The sequence below is a fragment of the Arthrobacter sp. Hiyo1 genome, from assembly GCF_001263615.2.
GTDB lineage: Bacteria > Actinomycetota > Actinomycetes > Actinomycetales > Micrococcaceae > Arthrobacter.
In genome coordinates, this window is sequence record NZ_DF952468.1 from 377,503 (window position 1) to 385,384 (window position 7,882).

5 protein-coding genes and 4 pseudogenes are annotated in these 7,882 nt (G+C 65.1%); 7 read left to right on the forward strand and 2 right to left on the reverse strand.

The window, feature by feature from the left end:
• Positions 1-1,250: formate--tetrahydrofolate ligase (locus AHiyo1_RS01665; RefSeq protein ID WP_059387410.1), on the reverse strand; the 1,250-nt coding region annotated here is incomplete at its 3' end.
• A gap of 169 nt (positions 1,251-1,419) precedes the next feature.
• Positions 1,420-2,662: pseudogene (gene mshA, locus AHiyo1_RS01670) on the reverse strand (D-inositol-3-phosphate glycosyltransferase).
• Positions 2,663-2,810: 148 nt separating this feature from the next.
• On the opposite strand from mshA, the gene AHiyo1_RS01675 reads away from it, so the two are divergent.
• From AHiyo1_RS01675 to AHiyo1_RS01705, 7 genes and pseudogenes are all read left to right on the forward strand, one after another.
• Entirely contained in the window at positions 2,811-3,341 is a 531-nt protein-coding gene (locus AHiyo1_RS01675) for a GNAT family N-acetyltransferase (protein ID WP_059387411.1), read from the forward strand.
• Between the two features lie 40 nt (positions 3,342-3,381).
• Positions 3,382-4,489: pseudogene (locus AHiyo1_RS01680) on the forward strand (carbohydrate kinase family protein).
• Positions 4,490-4,546: 57 nt separating this feature from the next.
• A pseudogene (gene alr, locus AHiyo1_RS01685) lies at positions 4,547-5,751 on the forward strand (alanine racemase).
• 26 nt (positions 5,752-5,777) lie between these two features.
• The gene (gene tsaE / locus AHiyo1_RS01690) at positions 5,778-6,353 is read left to right on the forward strand and encodes a tRNA (adenosine(37)-N6)-threonylcarbamoyltransferase complex ATPase subunit type 1 TsaE (RefSeq protein WP_059387413.1); all 576 of its coding nucleotides are present in this window, start codon (positions 5,778-5,780) and stop codon (positions 6,351-6,353) included.
• Positions 6,353-7,024 (forward strand): tRNA (adenosine(37)-N6)-threonylcarbamoyltransferase complex dimerization subunit type 1 TsaB, encoded by a 672-nt coding sequence (gene tsaB / locus AHiyo1_RS01695; protein ID WP_059387412.1) that lies wholly within the window; start codon positions 6,353-6,355, stop codon positions 7,022-7,024. The genes tsaE and tsaB overlap by 1 nt, the downstream gene beginning before the upstream one ends.
• Positions 7,025-7,068: 44 nt before the next feature.
• On the forward strand, positions 7,069-7,509 hold the full coding sequence (rimI, locus tag AHiyo1_RS01700) for a ribosomal protein S18-alanine N-acetyltransferase (protein ID WP_059387414.1): 441 nt from the start codon (positions 7,069-7,071) through the stop codon (positions 7,507-7,509).
• Positions 7,506-7,882 (forward strand): annotated as a pseudogene (locus AHiyo1_RS01705) (tRNA (adenosine(37)-N6)-threonylcarbamoyltransferase complex transferase subunit TsaD); the annotation flags it as partial. The gene rimI and the pseudogene AHiyo1_RS01705, both read left to right, overlap by 4 nt.

Sequence of the window (7,882 nt, forward strand, 5' to 3'; positions counted from 1 at the left end):
CCGCGACCCCACACATCCGCCACCGCGGCCTGGACTCCTTCCTGGGCGCACCAAGCCAGCAGCCATTCGAGCTCTTCGCGTGTGTCCGTCGCGAACTTGTTGATTGCAACAACCGGTGTGACGCCAAACTTCTCGACATTGTGCACGTGCCGTTTCAAGTTCTCGACGCCGGCAGCGAGCGCCTCGACGTTGGGCTCCTTGAGCAGCTCCTTCGGAACGCCGCCCTGCATCTTGAGAGCCCTGATAGTCGCGACCACGACGACGGCGGACGGCGCCACGTCCGCGATGCGCGACTTGATGTCCATGTACTTTTCGGCACCGAGGTCGGCGCCGAATCCCGCTTCCGTGACCACAATGTCGGCGAGTTGTTGGGCCGTCCGTGTGGCGATGAGCGAGTTGCAGCCGTGGGCGATGTTGGCGAACGGGCCACCGTGCACCAGGGCCGGCGTTCCCGCAATGGTCTGCACGAGATTCGGTTTGATGGCGTCCTTCAACAGCATGGTCAGGGCACCCTGGACGCCGAGATCGGCCACGGTCACCGGCTGGCGGTCATAGCTGTATCCGAAAGTGATCCGGCCGAGGCGCTCGCGGAGGTCATCCAAGTCCGTCGCGAGGCAGAAGACGGCCATGATTTCGGAGGCGACGGTGATGTCGAATCCGTCTTGTCGCGGCACTCCTTGTGCGGGGCCGCCCAAGCCGATGATGATCTCGCGCAGCGAGCGGTCGTTCATATCGAGAACCCGTTTGAAGGTCATGCGGCGTGGATCAATGTTGAGCTCGTTGCCTTGGAAGATGTGGTTGTCCACGAGGGCCATCAGGGCATTATTTGCCGAGGTGATCGCGTGGAAGTCGCCGGTGAAATGCAGGTTGATCTGGTCCATAGGGAGAACCTGCGAATAGCCGCCCCCGGTCGCACCTCCCTTCATGCCCAGGATCGGTCCAAGGGACGGTTCGCGTAGCGCGATCATCACGCGGTGACCGGCCCGCGCCAAAGAATCGGCGAGGCCTACCGTGGTTGTGGACTTTCCCTCACCCGCCGGCGTCGGGGACATGGCGGAGACGAGGACTACCTTGCCCGCTCGTTTGGCATCCGGGAGACGGAGCTTGGCGGGATCGATTTTCGCCTTGAACCGGCCGTACAGTTCCAACGCGTCGACGTTGATCCCGGCATGCTCCGCGATCTCCTCGATGGGACGCATCGCCGCATTCTGGGCAATTTCAAGGTCGCTCAAGATCTTGTTTTCAGACATCCTTGTCCTCAAATCCGTGCGGAACACTGTGCGCGACAATCTATCAGTCGTGTCCGCATACGTGAGCGGGCGTCGTCGGGATTGCCTTCATTGGTGAGCGGGCGTCGCCGGGAGGGCGCACATTGGTGAGCGAGCGTCGTCGGGGAGGGGCTTGTTTGTGAGCGGGGGTCTAGCTTGGGCGGACGAGGACAGCGCCGATGGCTGCGTGGTAGCTCTCGAGCGTGATGGCTGCCGTCCTGTGCCAGCCGAAGGCCTCCGCGTGCACGGCCGCGGCACGGCCCATGTCTTCGCGGGTGCGGGGGTCGTCGTACAGGCTTCGATGACGTCGGCCCAGCGAGCGGGATCGTGGCCGTCAACCAAAATACCCGTCCGGCCGTCGGCAACGGCGCGGGTCAGCCCACCCACGTTGGTGGCCACCACCGGAGTGCCGCAGGCCGTGTGCTTCAAGGGCAACCAGCCCGAACGACTCGCTGAAGGAGGGCATCAGCACGACGTCGGCAGATCGGAACCAGCCCGCCAGCTTGGGCGCCTTGACCGGCGCGCGGTGCGTGACGACGTCGTCGAGCCCGAGGCGGTGATGAAGGATTGCAGGTTGAAGTCCTTGGCGCCGCTCAAGGCGCCCAGGATGGTCAGTTCGAGGTCGATGTCCGGCCGCCTCTTGCGGAGGATGCCCGCAGCCTCGACGAATACTTGCGGGCCCTTGAGCCGCTGGATGCGTCCGGCGAAGAGCAGGTGGAAACTGCCGGGTCGCACGCCAAGCTCGGCGCGGGACCGGGCCCGGAACGCGGGAGTGAACACGGTCAGGTCAACACCGGGGGGAGCGATGTCGATGTGGTCGAAATCGGCGCTGTAGTGCGAAACGAGCTCCTGGCTTCGGCGGGAGTGTTGGCCACGAGGCGCGTGGCTCCATCCACAATCCGCTGTTCGCCGTCTTCACGCAGGCGCGGTTCGGGCCGCTCGCCGGATTCGAGCACCAGGTTCTTGACCTTCGCCATCGTGTGCATCGTGTGGATCAGCGGCACGTTCCACAATGCGGAGAGTTCGAGGCCCGCCACACCGGACACCCAGTAGTGGGAATGGATGGCGTCGTAACGGCCGTGCGGTTGCCGTTGCCGGATCCGCTCGACCTCGGCAACCATGGCGTGGAGGAGTTCGGGAAGTTCCTCCTTGGGCAGTTTCCGTGGCGGGCCCGCCAGGACGTTATGGACGCAGACGCCGGGACCGGGATGTTCGACGGCGGGCTGGCTGGCGGACGTCGAACGGGTGAAGATCTCTACCTCCACACCAAGATCTGCCAACGCCATGGCCAGCGCACGGACGTACACGTTCATGCCGCCGGCGTCGCCCGAACCCGGTTGTTCCATGGGGGACGTGTGGAGTGACAGGAAGGCCACGCGACGGATCAACGACACCGCTACCTCCTGTATCCAACGCAAATTCAACAAGTCCCGCAAAGTGAAAATCTCTGCGTCCCAGCGAAAACACTACTCCTGAGCTCCCTGGCATTGCAGTCGGCCCAACAGGGCCGGCACGGTAGCGACGGCTGGTACCGTAACGGACGTGAGCCACTCAAACAGCAAAGCAGGAACGCCGGCGGCCGCTGGCTACGAGATCCGGGCCGCCCGGGCAAGCGACTGGCCCGGGATCTGGGCTGTCCTGGAACCCGTGATCCGGGCCGGGGAGACCTTCACCTGGGACCGCGACACCACCGAAGAAGCCGCACGGAGCAAGTGGTTCAAGGAAGCGCCCGGGCTGACCTTCGTGGCAGTGCGCGACGGCGACGTGCTGGGTACCGGTGAACTGCACGCCAACCAGGGTGGTGGCGGAAGCCACGTGGCCAACGCCGGCTATATGGTCCATGCCGATCACGGAGGGCAGGGAATCGCCCGGGCGCTCTGTGCCTATTCCTTGGTTGCCGCCCGGGACTCCGGGTTCAAGGCGATGCAGTTCAACGCTGTCGTCGAGAGCAACGTGCGCGCGGTAGGGCTCTGGCAGTCCATGGGCTTCCGTATCCTGGCGACCATCCCCGATGCCTTCCAGCACCCGACCCTCGGCTACGTCGGGCTGCATGTCATGTACCAGGAGCTCTAAGAGCTTTGCACAATCGTGGCCGCGGCGTAGTCTGCCGTGCATGGACGCAACGCCCAGGATTGGATTCGACCCCCTCGCCGCTATCCGGGGGGAAGCGCGTGATGACGCGGCCGATTCAGCCTGCGATCTCCTGCTGACAGGGACTGTGTTCCAGGACATTATCTTTACCGGACTGGACCGCAGCCCTGAACCGGGGACCGAAGTGTGGAGCCAAGGCATGGGGACCTGCCCTGGCGGCGTGGCCAACCAAGCCATCGCGGCCGCCCGGCTTGGGCTGCGGACCAGCCTCGCGGCGGCTTTCGGGGATGACGGATACGGGGACTTCAACTGGCGGATCCTGGAAAGCCAAGAGCATGTGGACCTTTCCCTGTCCAGGCGGTTCGAGGGCTGGCATTCCCCGGTTACGGTCTCCTTGTGCGTGGATCAGGATCGTTCCATGGTCACCCACGGACATCCCCCGCCCATGAGCGCCTCTGAACTGATCGGCGATCCGCCCAAGGCGCTCGCCGCCGTCGCGGATCTGGGCGAGGAGCCGGAGCCATGGATGCTGGCGGCGAGGAAAGCCGGCGTCAAACTCTTCGGCGACGCCGGATGGGATCCGACCGGAGCGTGGTCGTCGAAGCGGCTGGACCAGCTCAGCAATTTCCACGCCTTCATGCCGAACCAACGCGAAGCAATGGCCTTCACCGGCAAGGACAACCCATGGTCTGCGCTCTACACACTTGCCGACCGCGTTCCGGTGGCTGTGGTGACTTTGGGAGCGCAGGGAGCCATGGCCGTGGATTCCGAAACCGGTGAGGAGGAATGGGTGCCGTCCCTTCCCGTGACGGCGTACGACCCCACAGGAGCGGGCGACTGCTTCGGTGCGGCGTTTGTCGTGGGCTGCCTGGCCGGGTGGCCTTTGGGGGACCGGCTCCGTTTTTGCCAATCTTTGCGCGTCGCTCGCGGTTCAGGAAGTGGGCGGCTCGCTGGCTGCGCCCGGTTGGGGAGACATCGCCGATTGGTGGCAGCGAGCCAACGCCCGGAGGGAGCGGCAGTCGAGCCAATGGCTCAAACGGTTCGCTTTCCTCGAGGACATTGTGGCGGATGTCCCGCCGGGGGCCCAACGTCGTGCAACGGCCACGATCGCCCACAACTCCGACGCCTGAGCGGGGCCCCACCCAGCCGGACAACCCGCGGGCCATGGCGGCACTAGAATCGTGAGGGTGACTTACGAAGCAGCTGCCAGTTTCGAGCCCTCGACGACATCGGGTTCGGCAACGGTCCTCGAACGATCAGCCGTCATTGACTTGGATGCCATCCGGCACAACGTACGCCAATTCGTGGCTATCGCCTCGCCCGCAAACGTCATGGCCGTGGTCAAGGCCGACGCCTATGGGCACGGCGCGGTGCAGGTGGCGCGGGCGGCCCTGGAAGCCGGCGCCCGATGGCTTGGCGTTGCCCATATTTCGGAGGCTTTGGCGCTTCGCGCTGCTGGAATCGATGCCCCCATGCTGGCCTGGTTGCACACCACCCAAAGCAACTTCCAGGCGGCGGTTGCCGCCGGCGTCGACGTCGGGATTTCGGGCTGGGAGCTGGACGCGGTGGTCGCGGCGGCACGCGAACAGGAACGGCCGGCACGTATCCACCTCAAGGTTGATACCGGCTTGGGCCGCAACGGCTCCACCATCGCCCAATGGGACAAAGTGGTGAGCCAGGCCATGGAGTACCAGGACGAGGGGCTCCTGCGCGTGGTGGGCATCTTCTCGCACTTGGCCGTGGCCGACGAACCCCACCGTCCCGAGACCGATGAGCAGTTGGCAGCATTCCGGGAGGCGATTGCCGTGGCCGAGGACGCCGGAGTGGACACCGAAGTCCGGCACCTGGCCAACACTCCCGCCACGCTTTCACGCCCGGATGCCCACTTCGACCTCGTCCGCGTGGGGCTCGGGCTTTACGGGCTGTCCCCTTTCGAAGGACAAAACTCCGCGGAACTTGGCCTGCGCCCCGCCATGACGGTGCGCACCCTCGTTTCCAACTGCAAGCGCGTGTCCGAAGGCCAAGGGGTGTCCTACGGACTCAACTACCGGACGTCCAGCGAGAGCGCCTTGGGCCTGATCCCGCTCGGATACGCCGACGGCGTGCCGCGCGTCGCCACCGGCGGACCGGTACGGGTCAACGGCGTCAACTACCCGGTGGTGGGCCGGATCGCCATGGACCAGATGGTCATCGACCTTGGGAATGCAGTGACGGACGAAGCCGGCTGGTTGGGTGCCGAAGCCGTCATGTTCGGTGACGCGCCGACGGCGGCCCGACGGCGGACGACTGGGCCGCCGCCGCCGGAACCAACAACTATGAGATTGTCACCCGTGTCAGCCCACGCGTGCCGCGCATCTATATCAATGAGACCCCGGGGGCGGATGCCCGGTGAGCGGGGCCTCGATTGACAAGACCCCGTTGAGCGAGGCCTTGTGGGAACGCACGGTCAAGGTCGCGACGGCGGAGCGGACACACGCTTTGGGCTCGGCGCTCGCCGGGGTCCTTGAGCCCGGTGACCTGCTGGTCCTGACAGGCGAACTTGGTGCTGGCAAGACCACCTTCACCCAGGGACTCGGCGAAGGACTGGGCGTCCGTGCCGGCGTCATCTCGCCCACGTTTGTCCTGGTACGTATCCACCCGAACTTGCCGGACGGGCCGCGGCCGGGTGGTCCCGATCTGGTCCACGTTGATGCTTACCGGCTTGCCTCCGCCGCGGAAATCGACGACATCGACCTTGAAAACACCATGGACAACTCCGTGACAGTGGTCGAGTGGGGGCGCGAGCGCGTCGAACACCTTTCGGATAGTCGCCTGGACGTCGAGATGCACCGGACGGCGGGCGGCGCGGAAGGGGCTGCAACCCGCCCGGAGGCCGGCCAGGACGCCGTGCTGGACTTCGATCCGGAGGACGACGACGAACCGCGCACCATCGTTTTCCGCGGCTTTGGCCCTCGGTGGAGCACGGTGCCGGAAATACTGGAGGAGAACGCCTGATGCTGATTTTGGCCATTGATACTTCGGCCGTGGCGAGTGCGGCACTCATCTCGGACGATGCCATGGAAGGCGTGGTGGAGTCCTTCGCCACCGAGGACACCCGCAGCCATGCCGAGGTCCTGGCGCCCGGCATTGAGAAACTCCTGGCCGACGCCGGAGTAGGTGGCGCGGACATCGACCTCATCGTCACCGGCGTTGGCCCCGGACCATTCACCGGGCTTCGTTCAGGGATTGCAACCGCCCGCACCTTGGCATTTGCGTGGAACAAGCCGCTATTCGGACTCATGAGCCTGGACGCGATCGCTTTGGAAGTGGCCGAATCAACGGAAGCACAGGCTGAGTTCCTCGTTGCCACGGACGCCCGTCGCAAGGAGGTCTACTGGGCGCGCTACACGCTCAACGATGGCCAGCTCCCGCAACTCGTGGACGGTCCGCACGTCGGTTTCGCCTCGGAGTTGCCCGATCTCCCGGTCTTCGGTGCCGGCGGCGGCATCTACGCGGACGTCGTCAACGCGAACGAGGAATTCAGCGCCACCCAGCCCGACGCCGCGTCGCTTGGCCAGTTCGCCATGGCACTCCTGTTGGCCGGCGCGGAACTGCCCGATTCCACGCCCTTGTATTTGCGGGAATCCGACGCCCAAGTGCCGGGCCCTAGGAAGCGTGCCCTGTGAACCACTCATATCAGTTCAAGCTCGAGGGCGTGACCTTGCGCGACATGACCGCCAACGACGTCACGGCGGTCGAGGTCCTGGAGCGCCGGCTCTTCCCGGTGGACGCGTGGCCGATGCAGATGTTCTTCGACGAACTCGCCCAGATTGATACCCGCCGCTACGTAGTGGCCGAAGCCGGCGGCCAGATTGTGGCCTACGCCGGGCTCATGTGCATTGAGCCGATCGCGGACGTCCAGACGATCGCCGTCGTTCCTGAATTCGAAGGCAGGGGAATCGGCTCGGCCATCCTCACGGAACTGATCGAAGAGGCCCGACGGCGTGGCGCTGTGGAAGTGCTCCTGGAGGTCCGTGCCGACAATCCACGAGCGCAGGCACTGTACGTGCGGTTCGGCTTCGAGCAGATCCACGTCCGACGGCGGTACTACCGCGACGGCACGGACGCCCTCATCATGAGGCTCACACTGACTGAAGGAACACCGGAATGAACCGCTCCCACACTATCCAGCCGCTCGTGCTGGGGATCGAGTCTTCCTGCGACGAAACCGGCGTCGGGATTGTCCGCGGAACCACGCTGCTGACCAACACCGTGTCCTCTTCGATGGATGAGCACGTCCGTTTTGGCGGTGTCATTCCGGAGATCGCTTCCCGTGCCCACCTGGACGCTTTTGTTCCCACGCTGCAGGAAGCTTTGCACGAGGCAGGGGTAGCGCTGGACGATATCGATGCCATTGCCGTAACGTCCGGACCCGGATTGGCCGGCGCGCTCATGGTGGGTGTCTGCGCGGCCAAGGCCCTCTCTGTTGCCACGGGCAAGCCGCTCTACGCGATCAACCACTTGGTGGCGCATGTCGGCGTCGG